The organism is Myxococcota bacterium (genome assembly GCA_035498015.1).
Classification (GTDB): Bacteria; Myxococcota_A; UBA9160; order SZUA-336; family SZUA-336; genus VGRW01.
In genome coordinates this window covers 1-19,232 of the sequence record DATKAO010000094.1, presented here as the reverse complement: position 1 = coordinate 19,232, position 19,232 = coordinate 1, and the positions used below count along the sequence as shown (strand labels likewise).

The 19,232-nt window shown below is 71.9% G+C and carries 20 protein-coding genes; 3 read left to right on the top strand and 17 right to left on the bottom strand.

Features of this window, described 5'->3' with window-relative positions:
• The 6 genes from VMR86_08130 to VMR86_08105 all read right to left on the bottom strand — a co-directional run.
• The coding region (locus VMR86_08130) for a molybdopterin-dependent oxidoreductase (GenBank protein ID HTO07016.1) at positions 1-2,589 on the bottom strand (2,589 nt) is incomplete at its 3' end.
• A 19-nt stretch (positions 2,590-2,608) separates the two neighbouring features.
• The gene (locus tag VMR86_08125) at positions 2,609-3,169 is read right to left on the bottom strand and encodes a cytochrome c3 family protein (protein ID HTO07015.1); all 561 of its coding nucleotides are present in this window, start codon (positions 3,167-3,169) and stop codon (positions 2,609-2,611) included.
• 206 nt (positions 3,170-3,375) lie between these two features.
• Positions 3,376-4,623 carry an alpha/beta fold hydrolase gene (locus VMR86_08120; GenBank protein HTO07014.1) on the bottom strand — a complete coding sequence of 416 codons (1,248 nt, stop codon included), beginning with the start codon at positions 4,621-4,623 and terminating at the stop codon, positions 3,376-3,378.
• Positions 4,624-4,653: 30 nt separating this feature from the next.
• Positions 4,654-5,376, bottom strand: a complete 723-nt coding sequence (locus tag VMR86_08115) for a dienelactone hydrolase family protein (GenBank protein HTO07013.1) — start codon at positions 5,374-5,376, stop codon at positions 4,654-4,656.
• Entirely contained in the window at positions 5,373-5,981 is a 609-nt protein-coding gene (locus tag VMR86_08110; protein ID HTO07012.1) for a methyltransferase domain-containing protein, read from the bottom strand. Before VMR86_08110 ends, VMR86_08115 begins: the two co-directional genes overlap by 4 nt.
• A 68-nt stretch (positions 5,982-6,049) precedes the next feature.
• Complete coding sequence (locus VMR86_08105; GenBank protein HTO07011.1) at positions 6,050-6,799, bottom strand: GntR family transcriptional regulator; 750 nt, start codon at positions 6,797-6,799, stop codon at positions 6,050-6,052.
• A 47-nt stretch (positions 6,800-6,846) separates the two neighbouring features.
• On the opposite strand from VMR86_08105, the gene VMR86_08100 reads away from it, so the two are divergent.
• Together VMR86_08100 and VMR86_08095 are read left to right on the top strand one after the other, a co-directional pair.
• Entirely contained in the window at positions 6,847-8,013 is a 1,167-nt protein-coding gene (locus VMR86_08100) for a zinc-binding dehydrogenase (GenBank protein HTO07010.1), read from the top strand.
• On the top strand, positions 8,013-8,459 hold the full coding sequence (locus tag VMR86_08095) for an EVE domain-containing protein (GenBank protein HTO07009.1): 447 nt from the start codon (positions 8,013-8,015) through the stop codon (positions 8,457-8,459). Before VMR86_08100 ends, VMR86_08095 begins: the two co-directional genes overlap by 1 nt.
• 1 nt (position 8,460) lies before the next feature.
• Here the strand turns inward: VMR86_08095 and VMR86_08090 are convergent, their stop codons facing one another.
• From VMR86_08090 to VMR86_08050, 9 genes are read right to left on the bottom strand one after another with little or no spacing between them, the layout of a single operon-like run.
• A complete protein-coding gene (locus VMR86_08090; GenBank protein HTO07008.1) occupies positions 8,461-8,985 on the bottom strand; it encodes a hypothetical protein in 525 nt (174 codons plus the stop codon).
• Positions 8,986-9,017: 32 nt separating this feature from the next.
• Positions 9,018-9,551, bottom strand: coding sequence for a DUF488 domain-containing protein (locus VMR86_08085; GenBank protein ID HTO07007.1), 534 nt, complete (start codon positions 9,549-9,551; stop codon positions 9,018-9,020).
• The gene (locus VMR86_08080) at positions 9,548-10,795 is read right to left on the bottom strand and encodes an FAD-dependent oxidoreductase (GenBank protein HTO07006.1); all 1,248 of its coding nucleotides are present in this window, start codon (positions 10,793-10,795) and stop codon (positions 9,548-9,550) included. Before VMR86_08080 ends, VMR86_08085 begins: the two co-directional genes overlap by 4 nt.
• A gap of 10 nt (positions 10,796-10,805) precedes the next feature.
• Positions 10,806-12,356, bottom strand: coding sequence for an alkaline phosphatase (locus tag VMR86_08075; protein ID HTO07005.1), 1,551 nt, complete (start codon positions 12,354-12,356; stop codon positions 10,806-10,808).
• A 2-nt stretch (positions 12,357-12,358) separates the two neighbouring features.
• Positions 12,359-13,327 (bottom strand): threonine dehydratase, encoded by a 969-nt coding sequence (locus VMR86_08070; protein ID HTO07004.1) that lies wholly within the window; start codon positions 13,325-13,327, stop codon positions 12,359-12,361.
• Positions 13,324-13,764: a ribose 5-phosphate isomerase B gene (rpiB, locus tag VMR86_08065; GenBank protein HTO07003.1), complete on the bottom strand. Its 441-nt coding sequence runs from the start codon at positions 13,762-13,764 to the stop codon at positions 13,324-13,326. The genes VMR86_08070 and rpiB overlap by 4 nt, the downstream gene beginning before the upstream one ends.
• 22 nt (positions 13,765-13,786) lie before the next feature.
• Positions 13,787-15,196, bottom strand: coding sequence for an amidase (locus VMR86_08060; GenBank protein ID HTO07002.1), 1,410 nt, complete (start codon positions 15,194-15,196; stop codon positions 13,787-13,789).
• Positions 15,175-15,879, bottom strand: a complete 705-nt coding sequence (locus tag VMR86_08055; GenBank protein HTO07001.1) for a hypothetical protein — start codon at positions 15,877-15,879, stop codon at positions 15,175-15,177. The genes VMR86_08060 and VMR86_08055 overlap by 22 nt, the downstream gene beginning before the upstream one ends.
• Before the next feature lie 5 nt (positions 15,880-15,884).
• Positions 15,885-16,709: a TauD/TfdA family dioxygenase gene (locus tag VMR86_08050; GenBank protein HTO07000.1), complete on the bottom strand. Its 825-nt coding sequence runs from the start codon at positions 16,707-16,709 to the stop codon at positions 15,885-15,887.
• Positions 16,710-16,813: 104 nt separating this feature from the next.
• Between VMR86_08050 and VMR86_08045 the strand changes: the two genes are divergently transcribed.
• Complete coding sequence (locus VMR86_08045) at positions 16,814-18,784, top strand: PEP-CTERM sorting domain-containing protein (GenBank protein ID HTO06999.1); 1,971 nt, start codon at positions 16,814-16,816, stop codon at positions 18,782-18,784.
• On the opposite strand, the gene VMR86_08040 is transcribed toward VMR86_08045, so the two are convergent.
• Together VMR86_08040 and VMR86_08035 are read right to left on the bottom strand one after the other, a co-directional pair.
• Positions 18,765-19,037, bottom strand: a complete 273-nt coding sequence (locus tag VMR86_08040; GenBank protein ID HTO06998.1) for a hypothetical protein — start codon at positions 19,035-19,037, stop codon at positions 18,765-18,767. The two genes, VMR86_08045 and VMR86_08040, sit on opposite strands and share 20 nt — an antisense overlap.
• Positions 19,030-19,232: hypothetical protein (locus VMR86_08035; GenBank protein HTO06997.1), on the bottom strand; the 203-nt coding region annotated here is incomplete at its 5' end. The genes VMR86_08040 and VMR86_08035, both read right to left, overlap by 8 nt.

Sequence of the window (19,232 nt, the reverse complement as noted above, 5' to 3'; positions counted from 1 at the left end):
GCAGCGGTTCTCGACCATCACGTTCAGGCCTTCCTTGGAGTGGTAGGTCGCGAGCGCCGGACACACCGACTCACACGGCGCGGCGCCGCAGTGCTGGCACATGAGCGGCGTGTGCCGCACGTCGACCTCGCGGTCGTCGGCCACCTCGACGTAGCGCTCGATGCGGATCCAGTGCATCTCGCGCCCGATGCGGATGTTGTCCGGGCCGACCACCGGGATGTTGTTCTCGGTGATGCAGGCCGCCATGCAGGCGTTGCAGCCGGTGCAGGCGTCCTGGTCGATCGACATGCCCCAGCGGTACGGGCTGTCGGGGTGCGCGTCCTTCGCGGGGTCGTAGGCCTTCGTGACCAGGTGGTCGGCGCTGCCCTGCAGCGGCAGCGGGCGCAGCCGGCGCGGGTTGGACGAGGCGCCCAGCGTGTGGTGCTCGTGGCCTTCTTCGTGTGACTCGCCGTGGTGCTGCTCCGCCTCGGAGAGCGCGCCGACGGTCACTGCGCGGGCGAAGCCGCGGCCTTCCTGGTCGAAGGTGAGCTGCGTGCGGATCACCGGCGCGCGGCCCTTGGTGTTCGTGACCGTGGCGTGAGTCGACAGCCAGGCCAGCGCGCCGCTCTGCGGGTCGAGCTTGGCCGGGATGAGCGAATAGGCGTTCGCGCCGATCACGTCGCGCTGCCAGTAGGAGTGCGGGTCGAGCGGTGCGCTCGGGTCGCGCGGCAGCTGGCCGCGGCCCACCTGGATCGCGATCACGCCCGGGCGCACGGCCTCGTGCGGGTAGGCGATGACCTGGATCTCGCCGGCCTCGGTCTTCACCTTCAGCACGTCGCCGAGCTCGACGTCGAGCACGTTGGCGGTCTCGGGGTGGAGCTCTGCGTAGCTGCCCCACATGGTCTTCGTGACCGGGTCGGGCACCTCGTGCAGCGCCTGCACGCGCGAGAGACGGCCGTCGTACAGGTGGTGCGACGGGTACACGACGAGCACCGGGTCAGTGGCCGTGCCGACCAGCATGGCCGGCTCGAGGTCGAGCGAGCCCGCGGCCGCGGCGACCGAGACACCGGTGGCAGACACTTCCTTCCAGTCACCGCCGCGGCCGAGCGCGGTGTCGAAGGCCACGCGGCCGCCCCAGGCGGCGATCAACAGGTCGCGGAAGCTGCCGGCGGGCACGTTCCCGCCCAGCGCGCGCGCCGCGTCGAGCAGCACGTCGACGGTCGGCCGCGTGTCGAACAGCGGGCGCACCGTGGGCTGCTGCAGCGTGCGCACGCCGCGCACCGGCTCCGCGTCGCCCCACGACTCGAACGACGTGTTGTCGGGCAGCACCAGGTCCGCCAGCGCCGAAGTCTCGTCGGGCGCCGACGCGAAGCTCACGGTGAAGACGTTCCCGGACTTGAGCGCGTCGGCGAGGCCCACTTGCGGCGCGCTGTAGGCCGGGTTCACGCCGTGCACCATCAAGAGGCCGACCTCGCCGCCCCGCATCTTGCCCACCAGCTCCGACAGGTCCGCGAAGCGCGAGAGCTTGCCCAGGTTGTGGTCGGGGCCGAACACGACGGTCTTGCCGACCGCGCCAGAGACGACGTTCAGGATCTGCACCGCCGCGGCGAAGCGCGCGGCGTTCGTGCCCTGCACCTCGACGCCGGGCGGCAGCGCCAGCGGCGCCGACGCCGCCGCGATGCGCGCGGCGACGCTCTCCAGCGTGGCCTGCGGCACGCCGGTCTTCTCGGCCACGCCCGCGGCCGAGTATTTGCCGAGCAGGCCGCGCAGTGACTCGGGCGCGCCGCCCTTCTTCTTGGCGACCTCGCTGGCGAGCGCGATCGCGACCAGCGCCTCGGTACCCGGGTTCGGCGCGAGCCACTGGTCGGTGTTCCCGCCCGAGAGACCGAGCCGCGGGCCGACGAAGATCGCGTAGCCCTTGCCTTCCTTGCGCGCTTCCGTGAACGCGATCTGGTTCGAGAGCGGCGAGAGCCAGGTCTCGATGAAGTCGGTGCCGAACGCGATCAGCACGTCGGCCGCGCCGATCTTGAACTGCGGCACGGCGTCACTGCCGAACACGATCTGGTCGCCGCTGCGCAGCGCCTCGTAGGCGAACGGCTCGAAGCGCAGCCGGCGCGGCGAGCCGATCGCGGCCAGCGCCTGGTCGATCAGCGCGTCCTGCGTGCCGGTCTCGGCGCCGCCGACGAACACGCTCTTGTTGCCCGCCTTCTTCAGCGCGTCGACGAACAGCCCCATGGCCTCGTCCCACGAGACGGGCTGCAGTGACTTGTCCGCGCCGCGCTTCATCGGGCCCTTGAAGCGCGCGGCGTCGAAGGTGCGCATGTGGCCGAACTCGCCGCGCACGCACAGCCGGCCCTTCGAGAGCGGGTGGTCGGGGTTGCCGTCGACCTTGATCGGCCGGCCCTCGCGCGTCTTCACGCGGATGCCGCAGCCACCCGAGCACTCGCGGCAGGTCGAGTTGTAGTAGGTCGCGATGCCCGGAGTCACCTCGTCGGGCTGCTGCACGTACGGGAAGATGTTGTGCACGGGCTCGCTGCACGCCGTGGCGGCCGCGGCCCCGGCGGTCAGGCCCGCGATCTTCAGGAAGTCTCGGCGATCGATCTCCGGCATCTTCGTCTCGGTCCCCGCGCTAGTAGTGACAGGCGACGCAGTCGTCGGTCGCACCGCGCTGTAGGTGACACTCCATGCACCAGCCCATCTCGAGCTTTTGCGTGGGCAGGAAGAAGCTGCGCTTGGTCATGCGCGTCTGCGGCACGAGATACACGCGCTTCAGGTCCTGCACCTGCCCGTGGCATTCCTGGCACTGGATGCCGGCCTGCACGTGACGCATGTGCTTGAACTGCACGTAGTCGGGCAGCTTGTGGACGCGGACCCACGGGATCGACTCGTGCTTGTCGTAGTACTCGTGGATCTTGGCGATCTCGGCCTCGGAGCCCGGTGTGCGCCCCTGCTTCACGTACTGGTGACAGCCCATGCACACCGAGACGGCGGGCACGGCTGCGTTCCAGCCGCGCTCGGCCGGGCCGTGACAGTACAGGCACGGGATGCCCAGGTTCCCGTCGGTGATCGCGCCGGCGTGGATCTGGTGATTGAACGAGATCGGCTGCTCGGGCCCGGAGGCCTCCTCCGGCGTGTACTGGTAGATCGACGTCGCTCCGGCGGTGAACACGACGGCGCAGACGACGGCCACACTAAGCCCAACGGCGGTCCGCTTCCCCGATCCCATGAGACGCGCGGGATGGTTACTCGCGGCCCAATTGCGGGTCAAGGCGATGAGGCCGAAAAGCGCACGGTGCATCAAACTGCTGCGGCGCGCGCGCGCGGGGGGCCGGCGCCGGGGGGATCGCGCCCCGCTTGCGCAGGCCGCACCTTCCGATCGGTCTGCCGGCGCGCGCTCTAGCGCGCACGTCGGCGCCGCGGCGCGGCCGCCGTGACTCCCTCGTGGTCGAGGGCGTAGGTCATCAGGTTCTTCACGTCGTAGCAGATCTGCCGGATGTCGTAGCCCATGGTGAGCTCCAAGTGACTGTTGCCGCGCACCGGGCGCCACAAGAGGTAGTCACTCGAGGCCGCGCGGTAGACGTTGCGCGTGGTCTCGACCGAGGCGAGCGGGTCCTCGTCGCCGAAGAAGATCGCGAGCGGCACGTGGATGCGCGGGAACGCCGCCGCGATGTCGTGGCGCAGCGCCGGGCTGGTGAGCTCGCCGCGCCGCGCCCAGCGCGCGAGCTGCTCGAGCGTGGCGCGCGGCTCGTCGTTGGCGCCCTCGCGCAGGAGCGGCCGCAGCGCGCCCAGCGCCACGTTGCGCGGCTGGTAGAGCAGCGGCCGGCTGAACGGCATCTGGCCAGTGAGCGGCGCGTGGACGGCGCCGCGCAGGTTCTGCTCGAGCCAGCGGAAGGCGGCCCGGAACGGCAGGCGGCGGAAGCGCCAGGGCCGGAAGCCGTGCGCTGGCGGGCGCATGCCCGGCAAGCGGCGCAAGGTACGGCCGGCGAGCCGCGCCGCGTTCGCGCCCGCGAGCGCCAGGTCCACCACGGGAAACACGAGCGGGGGGCCGAACGAGAGCGCGCGCAGCCACAGCGGCAGGTGCCCGAAGTCGGACGGCGCGCCGATCGTGATCAGCCCGAGCAGGTCGTCGAACAGCGTCGCGTACGCGTAGCCGAGGATCCCGCCCAGCGAGTGACCGCAGTAGAAGATCTTGTCGCGGCCCGACGCGCGCTTCACCGCGGCGACCGCGGCCGGCAGGTCGAACAACAGGTGCGAGTCGAGGTCCCAGCGGTAGTCGGTGTCGGGGGGCTGCGCGACGCCCGCCTCGCGCGCCCGCCGGCGCGTGAGCTCGGGCGAGCTCTTGCCGTGACCGCGCAGCTCGAGCAGGAACAGGTCGGCGCCGAAGAACAGCATGTTCTTCACGAACTCACCCGCGCTCCACGCGCGGCGGTTCTGCGTGTAGCCGTGCACCAGGAGCAGCGGCACGTCGCGCAGCGGCTGTGCGAACGGTTGCGGGCGCGGGCGGTAGCGCGTGATCACGAGCGTCCAACCGTCGTCGGTCGTGACCTCGATCTCTTCCGAGTCGTGCAGCTCCGCGAGCGCGACTTCGTCGACGTTCGGCGTCGGCGCGCGCTGCGCGGCCACGTAGACCGCAGCTTCCGACACGTTCCCCCCCGGTGACTCGCGGATTCTAGCTCAGCGCGGGGCGAGGTGCTTCGCGAAGAAGTCGAGCGCGCGGCGCCAGCCGTCGTCGGCGGCGGGCTTGCGGTAGGTCTCGGGCCGCATCTCATTGGCGAATGCGTGGCCCGCACCCGGATACACCACGACCTCGAGCGGCAGGCGGCCGGTCGCGGCGCGCGCGCGCAGCTCGTCGACGTCGGCCAGCGGGATCAGCGCGTCCTCCGCGCCGAACAGCCCGAGCACCGGGCAGCGCACGCGTTCGAGCGCGTCGAGCGCGTGCTCGGGGTTCTCGCGGTCGAGCGACGGCGCGCGCAGCATGCCGTACCACGCGACCGCGGCGGCGAGGCCGCGGCAGTGACTCGCGGCGAGGAACGTGTACTTGCCGCCCATGCAGAAGCCGGTGAGGCCGACGGGCCGGCCGGCGACCTCGGGCCGCGCCCGCAGCCAGTCCAGCGCGGCCTGTACGTCGGCGAGCACGCGCCGGTCGGGCAGCGCGTGCATGAAGCGCATGACTCCCGGCATGTCGGCCGGGCTGCCGGGCCGCTCGCCGCGCGCGTACAAGTCGAGCGCGAGCGCCGCGTAGCCGGCCGCGGCCAGGCGCTTCGCGATCCCGCGGTACAGGTCGCCCAGGCCCCAGACGTCGTGCAGGATCACGACGCCGGAGACGGGCGCGGAGCGCTCGGGCAGCGCGAGCTCGCCGGCGAGCGTGTCGGGGCCGCCCGGAAACTCGACCCTCACGCCGGTGACTCGGCTTGCCTCCACACGTAGATTCTCATGGGAGGCACGTTCCAGAAGCCGCTGTGCGTCTCGGCGCGCGTGCCGAACACGGGCTCGCCGAAGTCGCGCACCTTGCTGCGGAACTGATACGCGACGAAGCGGCCGCCCGGCGCGAGCACGGCTTTGGCGGCGCGCAGCGTCGCGAGCCCGACGCCGCGCTCGAGCGTGGAGAAGGGAATGCCGGACATCACGAGGTCGGCGTGCGTCTCGCCGATCTTCGCCAGCGCGTCCTGGATCTCGGTCGCGCTGCCGTGGTGCACGTGCAGGCGCGGGTCGGGAAACTCGGCGCGCAGCACCTGGCAGAAGTCTCTCGAGATCTCGATCGCCACCAGCTTCGCGTCGGGGCGCATGTGCTCGAGCGCGTGGCGAGTCAGCACGCCCGTGCCGGGGCCGAGCTCGACGATCACGCGCGCGTCGCGCACGTCGCCGCACTCGAGCGTGCGGCGCGTGAGAAAGCGCGAGCTGGGAATCACCGAGCCAACCTCGCGCGGATTCTTGAGAAACCCTTTGAAGAACTCGATCGAGCTCTTCGCGGCCCCGGGGCGGCGCCTGGTGCGGGCTTTCATCGGGGCCTGCTCCTCGCTTGTGCGGTTGGGGGGAACGGCTTCGGTTTTATCGCGCGAGGTGCGCAGGGTCAACTATCCTCGGACAGCGGGGGCCGCGCGCCGGGGCCGTTTTCGGCGGCCGCCAGCACCAGCTGGGTCACGCGGCGCAGGATCTCACGCGCGGCGCGGTGCGCCGTATCGGCGTCGCGCGCCGCGACGGCGATGGCGAAACGCTGCAGCAAGGGCAGCAGGGCGCGGCGGTCCTGCACCAGCTGGAGCATGTCGTGCACGAGCTCCCGCTGGGCGAGGAAGCGCATCATCGAGTTCGCGAGCAAGAGCATCACCCGGTTGTGACTCAGCTTGGCGATCACGCCCTGCAGCTCGCGCAGGCCATCCACGAAGTCTTCGGCGCCGAGGCTCGGATCGGCCACGCGCTTGATCTCGGCGACGGCGTGCTCGATCTCCGAGTCAGTGCCGCGCGCCAGCGCCAGCTTCAGCACGCCGGGCAGGAGCACCTCGCGCAGCTCGAGCAGCTCGCGGATCCAGTCCGCGTTCTCGGGGCCGGCGGGGAACACCATGGTCCAGACCAGCTCGAAGCTGGCCTGCTCCTTGGCGCGCACGCGCGTGCCGGAGCCCTGCTGTATGTCGACCAGGCGCAGCTCCTCGAGCTTCTTCAGCGCCTCGCGCACCGAGCTGCGGTTCACGTGCATGCGCGACGCCAGCTCGCGCTCGGGCGGTAGCCGGTCGCCAGGGGCGAATGACCCGTCGAGAATCTTGGCCTGGATCTGCGCTGCGACTTCGCTCGGAAGAAGTCGACGGACCTTCGTCTCGTCGCTCACGCCGGGATCATAACGCACGCTTGCTGGATCCCCGGAGGACATTCATCATGCGCGCCATGGTGAAGGCCTATTCCATCAGTGCGACCGACATCACCGCCGAGAAAGAACGCGTCGGCGGCGACGTCTCGAAGATCGATTTCGCGAACATTTTGAAGCTCGACCGGCTCGAGCTGCGGGCCATGGGGCCGCGCGACGTGCACCTGCGCATCCTCGCGGTGTCGGGCGAGCACAACGTGGATCACGCGATCCTGGCAGACACTGACGGCATCGCAGCGCGCCGCGGCGGCAAGATCTATCCCGGCAACTCCGCGCTGGGCGAGGTGCTTTCGGTGGGCGCCGAGGTGAAGCGCTTCAAGGCGGGCGACATCGCGCTCACACACTGCAACGGCGACCCCGACGTCTACGGCTTCCCGCAGCGCATCTGGGCCTACGACCAGCCGGACTCGATCGGCTGGTACGGCGAAGAGGCCGTGGTCGGTGACTGGCAGCTCGTGCCGGCGCCGCTCGACTGCGGCCTGTCGCTGTGGGAGATGGCCGCGCTGCCGCTGCGCGCCCCCACCGCCTATCACCTGTGGCGCCGCGCGCTCGGCATCTTCCGCGTCAAGGTGTCCGACGAGCGCCTGCGGCGGCTGAACGTGTTGTCGTTCGGCGGCGGCGTGGGCGAGCTGTTTCTCATGCTCGCCAAGGCCGAGGGTCACCACGCCTTCTTCTGCTCCGGCTCGCCCGAGCGCCGCGCCGCGCTGGAGAAACAGGGCATCGTCGGCATCGACCAGAAGGCGTTCAACCGCTTCGCGACGCGCGACGACGTGCGCGCCTTCTCGGCCGAGTGCCGCAAGCTCACCGGCGGCGTGAACATGCACCTGGTGTGCGACATGCTGCGCGGCGCGTGCTTCGAGGCCGGGCTCACCGTGTCGGCGCGCTGCGGCGTGAACGTGTCGGCCGGCTGGCAGCTCTCGCAGCAGGTCTCGTACAACTCGACGCTCATGTCGGTGAAGCAAGTCACGATCGACCACACCCACTACGAGACGATCGAGGGCTGCGCCGCCGCGACCGAGCTGTACGGCGTGGTGTTCAAGCCCACGCTACACAAGGAAGTGTACGCGTTCGAGGACATGCCGCGCGCCATGCACGAAATGTATCTCGGCACGCAGACCGGCATCCCGATCATCCGCGTGGCCAAGCAGCTGCCCGAGCGGGTGCGAAAGATCTCCTGATGGCCAAGGGTCACTGGCTCCTGAAGTCGGAGCCGGAGGTCTACCCGTTCTCGCAGCTCGTGGCCGACGGGAAGACGACCTGGGACGGCGTGCGCAACCCGCAGGCGCGAAACTTCCTGGCCGCGATGGCGCCCGGCGACCTGGTGTTCTTCTACCACTCGCACGACGCCGAGGTCGTGGGCATCGCCAGCGTGACTCGCGCGGCGTTCCCCGACCCGACCGCCGACGACGCGCGCTGGCTCGCGGTGGAGCTGGCCGCGGTGAGGCCGCTCGAGTCACCCGTGTCGCTCGACGCGATCAAGTCCGACTCGGCGCTGGCCGAGCTGCGCCTGGTGAGTCAGTCACGCCTGTCCGTGATGCCTGTCGAGCCCGCGCAATGGGAGCGAATCATCGCGCTGTCGAAGTCGGGCCGGCGACCGGCAGCGAGCCGCAGGCGAGCGAAGTAGCTCAGATCGGGGACAGAGGCGCAGGCAGGGGCGCGGTCTCGAAGCCGGGGCGCAGGGTCACGCTCTGGTGGCCGAGGTCGTCGGCGCTGAAGAAGTTCTCGAAGGCGCGCAGGCTCGCGTCGAGCGGGAAGCGCAGCCGGGGCCAGGCGCCCGGAGCCTCGGCGAGCGCGGTCTCGCGGATCTGCTGCGTGACCGCGGACAGGCTGCTCACGGCGTTGCCCAGGGCGCGCATACGGCCCGGGTCGAGCTTCAGGGGCACGAGCGCGCCGCCGAGCTCGCTGGTCAGCGCGTCGATCTTGCGCGCGGCGGCGTCGACGTCGGCGCAATCCTGGTGAGTCACCTCCTCGAGGGGCTTGGCGAACCCCGCGTGGATCACGTCGCGCTGTTCGAGAATGTCGGGCCAGATCTGTGCCAGCGTGCGGCCCGCCACCGGCTTGGGCGCCTCGTGACCGCGCGAGCACGCGGCGACGAGCAGGGCGGCGAACGCGAGCGCGAGCGCGGGGCGGGCAGCGGATCGGCGGGTCATCGGCGGGGCTCCTCGGGGAACGGCAGCGTACCCTAGAGCAGCGACGGGTACGAGATGCGGCCGCCCTCGAGCCGCGCGGCCGCATGCAGCCGGTGCGACTCGCGCTCGCCCGGACGCACCAGGTGCGTGACGCGCCAGCCCCGCGCGACCAGCACATCCGCGATCAGCTGCCGGTGGCAGCTGCGCCAGTCGCGCTCGGCGCACAGGAACGCCGTGGGCTGCGCGCGCGCCAGCTCGGCGAGACGCCCCAGCCCGGCCTCGAGCTCCGGCGTGTCGAGCGCATCGGCGAAGGCGCGCAGCGCCGGGTCGGACCAGGCGCCGTTGCGCGAGGCGGCGCGCGGCGTCGTGGCCTCGCGCCTGCCGCCCAGCGCGTCGCCGAAGAACGCGTACCCGATGCCCGCGCCGGCGAGCGAGGCGCTGAGTCGCTCGCGCGAGTGCTGCGGGTAGCGGCGCGAGGCGGGGTAGCGGCGCACGTCGGCCACGTGAGTCACTCCGGATTCGGCGAGCAGCGCCAGCAGCTCTTCCGCACTGCGGTTCGAGTGACCCGCAGTGAAGATCTCGCTCATGCGAAGCGGTCCGGCGAGAACGGGGCGAGCGGCAGGCCGGGCGCGCCGCCCAGACACAGCTCGGCCACCAGGCGCGCGGTCGTCGGCGCCTGCGAGATGCCGCTCATGCCGTGACCGGTCGCGATCACCAGGTTCTCGAGCGCGCGCGGCCGGCCGAGGATCGGCAGGTCGTCGGGACACAGGGGCCGCAGCCCGCGCCAGGTCTCGAGCCGGGCGCCGCCTGCCAGCCCGGGCAGGAAGCGCTCGGCCGCGCGCAGGATCGCCCCGACTCGGCGCGCGTTCACCGCGAGGTCGAGCCCGGCCAGCTCGAGCGTGCCCGCGAAGCGCAGCCGCTCGCCCAGCGGAGTCACTGCCACCTTGGCCTCGAACAAGAGCACGGGCTCCGCGACGGGCTCGGGCCCGGCCTGCACGGTCACGCTGTAGCCCTTGGCCGCCTGCACGGGCAGCCGCAGGCCGAGCCCGGCGGCCAGCACCGGCGACCACGCGCCCGCGGCGAGCACGACCTGGTCGGCGCGGAAGTCACCCTTCGTGGCGACCACGCGCGTGATGCGCCGGCCCGCGCGCTCGAAGGCCAGCACCTCCTGGCCGGTCTCGATCTGCGCGCCCAGGGCGGTCGCGCGGCGCGCGAACGCCCGGACCAGGCGCTCGGGGTCGAGGTGCGCGTCTTCGGGGAAACGCACGCCGCCGCGCAGCGACCGCGAGGCCGCCGGCAGCGCCGCGCGCAGCTCCTCGGCCGAGAGCACGCGTCCCGTGCCGCCCAGGCGCTCGAGCGACTCGAGCTCGTGTCTCGCCTTGGCCAGCCCCGGGTCGGACTCGCAGGCGACCACGAGCCCGCGCTGCGCGAAGCCGAAGTCGTCGCCCAGCTCGGCGCCCAGCTTCTCGTACTCGTGCAGGCTCGAGACGATCAGCTCGCGGTTGAGCCGCATGGTCTCGGCCGCGCGTGCGGCGCTCGAGGCGCGCAGGAAGCCGATCAGCCAGCGCGCGAGCTCGAGCGAAGCGCGCGGCTTCACGTAGAAGGGGCTCTCGGGGTCGAACAGCCAGCGCAGCGCCTGGCCCACCACGCCCGGCGCGGGCAGCGGCGTGCCGTGACTCGGCGAGACCCAGCCGGCGTTGCCGTACGAGGCGCCCGAGCACAGCTCGCCGCGCTCGAGCAACACCACGCGCGCGCCGCGCTCGGCCAGCGCGCGCGCCGTGGCGACGCCGATCACCCCTCCGCCGATCACCGCGACGTCGCAGTCGCTCACCGGCTACACACTACGGTGTCGCGAGACCGAGCGCCGCGGCGATCGCGTGGTAGATGAAGTTCTGCTCCTGCGCACCGTGGAAGACCGCCGCGCCCGGGCCGCCGGCGTAGATGGGCACGTCCTCGCCGCCGTGCGTCTCGGCGGGCAGCGGCAGCACCGCCTCCTGCAGATACCCCGGGTCCTCGACCGTCTGCTGCGTGAGCTCGGGGCGGCCGGCCTTCACGCCCTCGGCGCTCGTGGGCCGGTGCGGGAACTTCTTCGAGCCCTCGGGCTGCACGTCGGACCTCCCCGTGTAGCCCGGGCCGTTGGCGTAGTTCAGCGTGGTGTACGGGCGCCCGGCCAGGTCCTTGGCCGGCTCGTCGCTCGGCGCGCCCTCGCCGTTCGATCCCACCACCAGGCCCAGGATCGGGTTGCCGCGCTTGGGGTAGCCCGAGATGCTCAGCGTGTGACTGTGGTCGGCAGTGACCACGATCAGCGTGTCGCTGCTCTTGGTCTTCTCGAGCGCGACCGACACGGCCTTGGCGAACTCGATCGTCTCGCCGAGCGCGCGCTGCGCGTTGCCCGCGTGGTGGCCGTGGTCGATGCGCCCGCCCTCGACCATGAGGAAGAAGCCCTTGGGGCTCTGCGTGAGCAGGTCGAGCGCCTTGGCGGTCATTTCGGAGAGCGAGGGCTCGGCCGCGGGAGTCACCCGTGCGCGGTCGCCCTCGAAGCTCATGTGCTCGGGCGTGAACAGACCCAGCAGGTAGCGCGCGTGCTTCGCGTCGACCGCGAGCAGCTCGTCGCGCGTGCCCGCGAACGCGCCGCCCGCGAAGCGCTTGCGCCACTCCGCGATCAGGTCGCGGCCGTCCGTGCGGCCGAGCTGCGCGCCCCGCGCCCGCGGCGTGAAGTGGGCGCGGCCGCCGCCCAGGGCGACCTCGATGCCGTCGCCGTGCGCGAACTCGACCAGCTGGCGCGCGATGTCGGGGAAGCCCGCCGCGCGTGCGCCCGGAGACTCGAGCGAGTCGTCCTCCCAGTTCCGCTCGGGCGTGTGCGCGTAGCAGCCGCCCGGGGTCGCGTGCGTGATCGTGGTGGTGGTGACCACGCCGGTCCACAAGCCGCGGTCCTCGGCCCGCTCGAGCAGAGTGGGCAGCGAGCCGGCCTGCGCGCCTGCGAAGTCACCGCGCTTCACGCTCTCATCGACGCCCAGCACGCCGCCCCGCGTCTTCGCGCCGGTCATCATGGCGGTCATGGTGCCCGCAGACTCGCCGACCTGGAAGTCGACCTCGTAGGTCTTCGAGAACGCCGTGTAGGGCAGTGTCTCGAACGAGAGCCGGTTCTCCTCGCCGCTCTGGCCCCGGCGCTGCCCCTCCAGGATGCGCGCGGCGGTGACGGTGGCGATGCCCATGCCGTCGCCGACGAACAGGATCGCGTTCCGGGCGTGCGCGGGCTGGAGCCCCGCCGCGGCCTTCTTCAGCGCCTCGCGGCCCTGCTGGAACCATGGGTTCTGCGCCGGGTCGGCGGCGCGCGCGCCGAGCGCCGCGCAGGCCAGGATCGAAGCTACACAGATCGGTGTCAGTCGCACGGTCACTCCTTCTCGGACAGGACGCTCGCGTACAGCGCGCGGTCGACGTTGCCGCCGCTGAGGATCACGCCCACGCGCTGGCCCGCCAGCGCGCCGCGCTCGGCCAGACAGGCCGCCAGCGCCGCGGCGCCTGCGCCTTCGGCCACGTTGTGGGTGTCGCTGAACAGCGCGCGCATGGCGGAGCGGATCTCCGCTTCGGACACGCGCACCACGCGCTCCACGCCTGCGCGGATGCGCTCGAGCGCCTCGGCGTCGGGCACGCGCACGGCGAGCCCGTCGGCCAGCGTGTCCGCGGAGTCGGTCGGCACGGGCCGGCCCGCCTCGAACGACAGCGCATACGTGGGCGCGCGCTCCGCGACCACGCCGACGATGCGTGTGCGCAAGCCGAGCGCCTCGCGCGCGCGCAGCGCCCCGCACACGCCCGAGCCCAGCCCGATCGGCACGTAGAGCAGGTCGAGCTGCGGCTGCGCGCGCAGGAGCTCCCACGCGCAGGTCGACACGCCGCGCACGAGCCAGGGGTGGAATGACGGGAAGAAGTGCAGGTCGTGTGACTTGGCCAGTGACTGCGCGTGCTCGAAGGCCTCCTGGAAGTCGCGCCCGTGCTCGATCAGCTTCGCGCCCAGCGCGCGGATCGCCGCGTTCTTGTCGACGCTGTTGCCGTGCGGCACCACGATCGTGGCCTCGAGGCCGGCCCGGCGCGCCGCGAACGGCACGCTCTGCCCGTGGTTGCCGCGCGTGGCCGAGACCACGCCGCGCACGGCGGGCCGACTCGCGCAGAGCTCGCGCACGTAGGTCAGTCCGCCGCGCGCCTTGAACGAGCCCAGCGGGCCGTGGTTCTCGTGCTTGACCCAGACCTCGCAGCCCGCGCGCCCGGCGAGCAGCGGCCAGGCGATCTGCGGCGTGGGCGAGAGCGTGCGGTAGACGAAGGCGGCGTCGGCCTCGAGCTCGGCCAGCAGCGCCGAGCGAGTCACTTGCGCTCCAGCGCCGTGACCTTCCCGATGCGGCGCGCGTGGCGCCCGCCCTCGAACTCGGTCGAGAGCCAGGTGCGCACCCACTCGAGCAGCGTCTCGGCCGGAAACTCCCCGGCGCCGAGACACAGCACGTTCGAATCGTGGTGCTGCCGCGTCATGGCCGCGCTGCGCGCGTTGTAGACCAGCGCCCCGCGGATCCCGGGCACGCGGTTGGCCACCATGGCCATGCCGATGCCGTTGGTGCAGGCCAGGATCGCGCGCTCGTGCTTGCCCTCGGCCACGCTCATGACGGCGGGGATCGCGAAGTCGGGGTAGTCGCACGACTCCGTGCCCGACGTGCCGAAGTCAGTCACTTCGTGGCCGGCGCGGCGCAGCTCGGCGAGCAGCTTCTCCTTGAACGCGAACCCCGCGTGGTCCGCGGCCAGCGCGATCTTCATGCGCGGGAGGATGGCACGTGCGCTAGACGGCCGGCCAGTGCGGGTGCGCCGGGCGCTCGCGCTCGAGCGCTTGCGCGGCCTGCAGCACGAGCTCGTCGCGGTGGCGCTCGGCCACGATCTGCAGGCCGATCGGCAGCCCCGCGCGCGAGATGCCCACGCGCAGCGAGCACGCCGGGTGAAGTGACAGATTGAACGGGATCGTGAACGACGCCACGCCCCAGGCGAGCTGCTTCCGGCCCTCGGTCTCGCGCGGGAACGGCCCCTTCGCCGGCGGCGGGTCGTAGGGCACGGTGGGAGTCACGAGCAGGTCGAACTCCGAGAACACCGACCCGGCCCACCTCGACAGCGCGAGCCGCGCCTGCGCGGCCTGGCTGAACCACTCGGGCTTCATGTCCCACGCGCCCTTCATGGCAGCCGCGTTGGCGCGCACGAACTCGCTCTCGTGCTCGGGCAGGAGGTGCAGGTGCGCCGCGGCCATCTCGAACGAGCCCCACACGCCCCAGGCCTCGCCCAGCTTCGGCGGGCCGCCCGGAATCTCCACCACCTCGTGACCGAGCTTCTCGAACACGCGCACGGCGTCGTACACCGCCTGCGCGACGTCGCTCTGCACGACCGCGTAGCCGAGGTCCGGCGAGTAGGCGATGCGCAGCTTCTTCGGCACGCCTTCCGCGAGCTTCGCGCGGTAGGAGAAGCCCGGGTGCGGGAGTGACTTGGGATCGCGCCGGTCGTAGCCGCAGGTGAGGTCGAGATACAGCGCGTTGTCGGCCACGGTCTTGGTGAGCGGCCCGTGCACCGCCGTGTCGCCGAAGTACCAGAGCCGCGAGGGATCGTGCGGGATCCGGCCGTAGCTCGGCTTCAGCCCGAATGCGCCCACGAAGCTCGCGGGGATGCGCGTCGAGCCGCCGCCGTCGCTGGCCGTCACCAGCGGCAGCACGAGCCCGGCCAGCGCCGCCGCCGAGCCGCCGCTCGAGCCGCCGGGGGTCACTTCGGGGTTCCAGGGGCTGTGCGTCGTGCCGAACACCAGGTTCTTGGTGATCGCGGTGTAGCCGAACTCCGGCGCGTTGGTCTTGCCGACCGGGATCGCGCCCGCGCCGCGCAGCCGCTCGACCTGGACCGAGTCACGCTCGGCGAGGTTGTCCTTGTAGGGAACCGAGCCGTGCGAGGTGACGAGCCCGGCCGTGTCCTCCAGGTCCTTCACGCCCAGCGGAATGCCCTCGAGCGCCCGGCCCTCGCCGCGCGCGATGCGCGCCTCGGCGGCGCGCGCCTGCTCGAGCAGCTTCTCGCGCGGGTGCATGGCCACCACCGCGTTCAGCGTGGGGTTGGTGGCGTCGATGCGGCCGAGCACCGCGTTCATCAGCTCGACCGGCGAGAGCTTCTTCGCCTGGAGCTGGGCCGCGAGCTCGGTCAGGGTCAGCGCAACGGGATTGGACACGAATCGCCCTCCGTGCCCGGCATTCTACGCCGGCGCAGCAGGGCGAGAGCGGCCAGCCAGGGCAGGAGCGCGGCCGGCTCCGGGACGGTCGACAGCGGGCCGATCCGGATCGAGCCCGCGGGCATGTCCTGCAGGATGTCGACCTCGAAGTAGATCTGAGTCACTGCCGCGAAGTCCACCGGCTCGCTGAAGAGCTGACCGAAATCCGAGAACGGCAGCCGGTAGCTGCGGGCTGCGCCCAGCTGGACGAACAGCACCGATCCCGCGGTCCCGGTGCAGGACGGGCTGCAGGGGGAACGCAAGATGATTGCCAGATCCGCGGGCAAGGTCGGATCGGCCACGTCGAACACGAACGCGTCGGCCGTGCCCCCGGCCGTGAGGTCGAGCGGCGTCGGAAGGTCCCAGGTGATGATTCCGTCCGAGCGCGGAGAGCCGGACACGGCCGCGCTCTGGGCGACTTCGAACAGGCCGCCCCCGATCGAGGCGGTGACGGGCAGGTCGGCTCCCGACCCATAAGTCTGGAGACTCCGCGTCGAGGCGACCGCTCCCGCGGGGTTCGTGACCACGTCGGTGGCGAAATCGCCGAGCGGCGGATTGCTCACCGTCTGCGGGGTCACGAACGAATCGATCTGCAGCGCCCGTGCGCTCGGGGCGAGCAGCCAGAGCGCCAGCGCGAGAGTCATTCGCCTCACGACAACGCCGACCCCGCCAGCGTGATCCGGTGCATGAGCCGGCGTTCGCCGTGGTAGTCGTTCACGGCGTAGTGCCAGGTGCAGCGGTTGTCCCAGAACGCGACCGCGCCCGGCGTCCAGCGGAAGCGGCAGGTGAACTCGGGCTTGGTCACGTGCGCGTAGAGATACTGCAGCAGCGACTGGCTCTCGGCCGCGCTCCAGCCCTCGAAGCGCAGCGTGTGTCCGGGGTTCACGTAGAGCGCCTTTCGCCCCGAGTCGGGGTGGGTGATGACCGCCGGGTGCACGGCCTCGCTGGTCCGGCCGTCCGCCTTGAGCTGCGCGCCCAGGTCGCTCTTGGTGTAGAAGCCGTCGGGGCCGTACAGGTGGCGGTTCGAGTGCTTCGCGTAGAGACCCTCGAGCGTGCGTTTCAGCCCGTCGGAAAGTGACTCGTAGGCGGCGTACAGGTTCGCGAACAGCGTGTCACCGCCCGACTCGGGCAGCTCGCGCGCGACCAGGATCGAGCCGAGCGCCGGCTCCGCGTCGTAGCTGTGGTCCGTGTGCCAGCCGCCGCCGATGTTGGTTCGCTGCTCCTTCTCCTTGCGCACCTCTGCGATCTCACGCTGCGCGCTGCTCTCGGGGAAGAACTCGTTCACCACGATCGTGCCCAGCCGGCGGGCGAGCGCGATGTGAGCTTCGGGCGTGAGTCGCTGGCCCTCGAAGAACAGCACGCCGTGCTCGAGGAACGCCTTCCACAGCTCGTGTCGATCGCCCTCGGAGAAGTGCGCGAGGTCGATGCCTTCGACGACCGCACCGCAGCCCGCAGAGTACCGGCGCACCTGCATGCCCGTCAGCCTACCACGGATCGGGGTGCGCAAGCCGGCTTGCACCCGAGTCAGTGACTTGCCGAGTGAATCATGAGACACTGGCCCCGGTCGAAGGATCCGCCATGCAGGCCCCGTGCAGGTTCGCTGCCATTGCGCTCGTCCTCGGGCTCGCCGGGCTCGGGCGAGCCGACTCGCTCTCGGTCACGGGTCCAGACGGTGCGGCGGGCGCCAACGGCCTCGACAGCCCGCCGGCGCCGCAGGCCACGGACGGCCAGCCGGGCGGCGCGGGCGGCGACGCCACGGCGGCCGCGGGCGGCAACCCCGACGCCTCGAACGATGCCACGGCGATCGGGGGAAACGGCGGCGCGGGCGGCCTGGCGGGCTCGAGCGCGGCGCCGCCTTTCGCCAGTCCCGGCGCGGGGGGCGCGGGGGGCGCTGCGAACGCGACTGCCGACACGTCGATCCACTTCGGAGCCGCCTCCGCGACGAGCCTTGCCACGGGTGGAAACGGCGCAGCGAGCGCGGCGGCGGGCGGAGACGGCGGGAGCGCAAGCGCGCAGAGCACTGCCGTGAACGACGGCGGACCGGCGAGCGCCAGCGCGACGGCGACGGGCGGCGCCGGTGGCGCCGGGAGCGCCGGCTCGGAGATCGGCGGCCAGGGAGACAGCACGGCGACCGCGCACGGGCTGGGTGACACGACCGCGGTGGCGCATGCGGCGGGGGGCAACATCCCGTCGCAGGCGAACGGGGGCTACGTCACCTCGGCATCCGCTTCGGCGACGAGCGACTCCGGAAACGCCGCCGCGATGGCCGAAGCCTCGGGTAGTCCGGGTTACTACGGCGCCTTCGGCGATGCTCAAGCGTTCGCCAACGCGCCGCACGGCGACGCCACGGCGATTGCGCGCAGCATCGGGGGGTCCGGAGCCTATGGAGGCGGGGCTTCCTTCGCCTTCACCCAGGGCGCCTCGGGCTCTGCATCCGGGCGACTCACGCTGATCCAAGAGGCGATCGGCGGTGACTCGAGTCAGTTCTTCGACCCGTCCCAGGGGTTCTACCAGGTGGACAGCACGCTCAACGCGCAGAACTCGGGGGGCGGCCCGCTCACCGGCTATGCGACGGCCCGCGGATCCGACTCGGTCGTGCAAGCCTTCGCAACCGGCAGCTCGCCGTTCGGCGCGCAGACCGACATGCATTCACTGGCGATCGGCAGCGCGCAGAGTCACCCAGCTCCGTGCGCGCCCGGCCTCTCGTGCGGCGTGATCCTGGACCCGGGCTTCGCGGCTTTCGCGACCACCGACGTGGGCGGCCCCGCGACCACGGACTTGCTCGGCACCGCCGTCGCCACAGGCACCAACTCCGTGACTCAGTTCGCGTCCACCAGGCTCAGCCTCTACAACGTCGAAAGCCTGCGCAGCTACGTGCAGCTCGACGGCCCGGCCTACACCGGCGCGATCGTCTCCTCGCCCGCCGACGTCACGCTCTCGCTCGACACCGCGGTCGCGGCGAACGAGACCGCCACCCGCGTGGACCTGGGCGCGTTCCCGCGCGGCGCCGAGACTCGCTCGTACCTGCAGGTCCGGCCCTCCGACGTCGCCGACTGGACGGCAGGCAGCCCGAACACCGGCGCGGCGCTCGCCAACGGCGCGCGCGTGCTCGCGCTCTCGTCGCTCGGCTTCGCGAGCGATGCGCCCGGCGTGGTGACTTACAACGCCGCGACCGAGCTCGACTTCACGCTGTCGGGCTCGGGCCCGGAAAGTATCTCGCTGGCGTTCCTCGATCCCAAGTCGCTCGGCGGGATCGACGGGCTGCACCTGCGGCTCGAGCGCGACGGCACGACCGTGCTGCTCGACGAGTCGTTCACGAGCGCTGCCGAGATCGCGGCCGCCCTCGACGACCGGCTGGTGAAGCTCGCCGACGCGTTCGCTCCGGGAGTCGCGACGACGCTGACGCTCTTGCTCGACGTGACTCTGGCGCCGGGCTCGGTCGAGTCATCGAAGCTCGGGCTCGACCTGGCCTTCCTCGTGCCCGAGCCGAGCGTGGCGCTGCTCGTGCTCGGGGCGCTCGCGGGTCTCGCTATCCGCCGGCGAGCTTGACGGTGTAGCCGCGCTTCTCGAGCTCGGCCTGGATCGCGTCGCGGTGGTCGCCCTGGATCTCGATCACCCAGTCCTTCACCGCGCCGCCCGTGCCGCAGCGGCGCTTCAAGTCGCTGGCCAGATCGCGCAGCGCGTCGGACGCGAGGCCCAGCCCCGAGATCGTGGTCACGGTCTTCCCGCCGCGGCCCTGCGTCTCGCGCCGCACCCGCACGATGCCGTCGCCCTGCGGAGCGCGCGTGCGCGGCTCAGCCATGAGGCCGCGACCCCGCCATCCGTTTGCGCGTCCAGCGCTCGAGCACGAGCCGCATCGTCTCGCGCGACTGGATGCCGCCGAAGGGGAACTCGCCGAGCATGAGCGTGGGCACGCCGGTCACGTCCTCGGACGCCGCGACCTCGGTGCGGAAGTCGAGCTCGTCGCGCGCGCGCTCGAGCCGCCGCGCGTCCAGAG

Excerpts from the sequence above, each read along its gene's own strand:
- VMR86_08085 (HTO07007.1), bottom strand. The coding sequence starts at position 9,551 with ATGAGCGAGATCTTCACTGCGGGTCACTCGAACCGCAGTGCGGAAGAG.
- VMR86_08050 (HTO07000.1), bottom strand. The coding sequence starts at position 16,709 with ATGCAGGTGCGCCGGTACTCTGCGGGCTGCGGTGCGGTCGTCGAAGGC.
- VMR86_08045 (HTO06999.1), top strand. The coding sequence starts at position 16,814 with ATGCAGGCCCCGTGCAGGTTCGCTGCCATTGCGCTCGTCCTCGGGCTC.
- rpiB (HTO07003.1), bottom strand. The coding sequence starts at position 13,764 with ATGAAGATCGCGCTGGCCGCGGACCACGCGGGGTTCGCGTTCAAGGAG.
- VMR86_08055 (HTO07001.1), bottom strand. The coding sequence starts at position 15,879 with ATGACTCTCGCGCTGGCGCTCTGGCTGCTCGCCCCGAGCGCACGGGCG.
- VMR86_08100 (HTO07010.1), top strand. The coding sequence starts at position 6,847 with ATGCGCGCCATGGTGAAGGCCTATTCCATCAGTGCGACCGACATCACC.
- VMR86_08095 (HTO07009.1), top strand. The coding sequence starts at position 8,013 with ATGGCCAAGGGTCACTGGCTCCTGAAGTCGGAGCCGGAGGTCTACCCG.
- VMR86_08040 (HTO06998.1), bottom strand. The coding sequence starts at position 19,037 with ATGGCTGAGCCGCGCACGCGCGCTCCGCAGGGCGACGGCATCGTGCGG.
- VMR86_08110 (HTO07012.1), bottom strand. The coding sequence starts at position 5,981 with ATGAAAGCCCGCACCAGGCGCCGCCCCGGGGCCGCGAAGAGCTCGATC.
- VMR86_08090 (HTO07008.1), bottom strand. The coding sequence starts at position 8,985 with ATGACCCGCCGATCCGCTGCCCGCCCCGCGCTCGCGCTCGCGTTCGCC.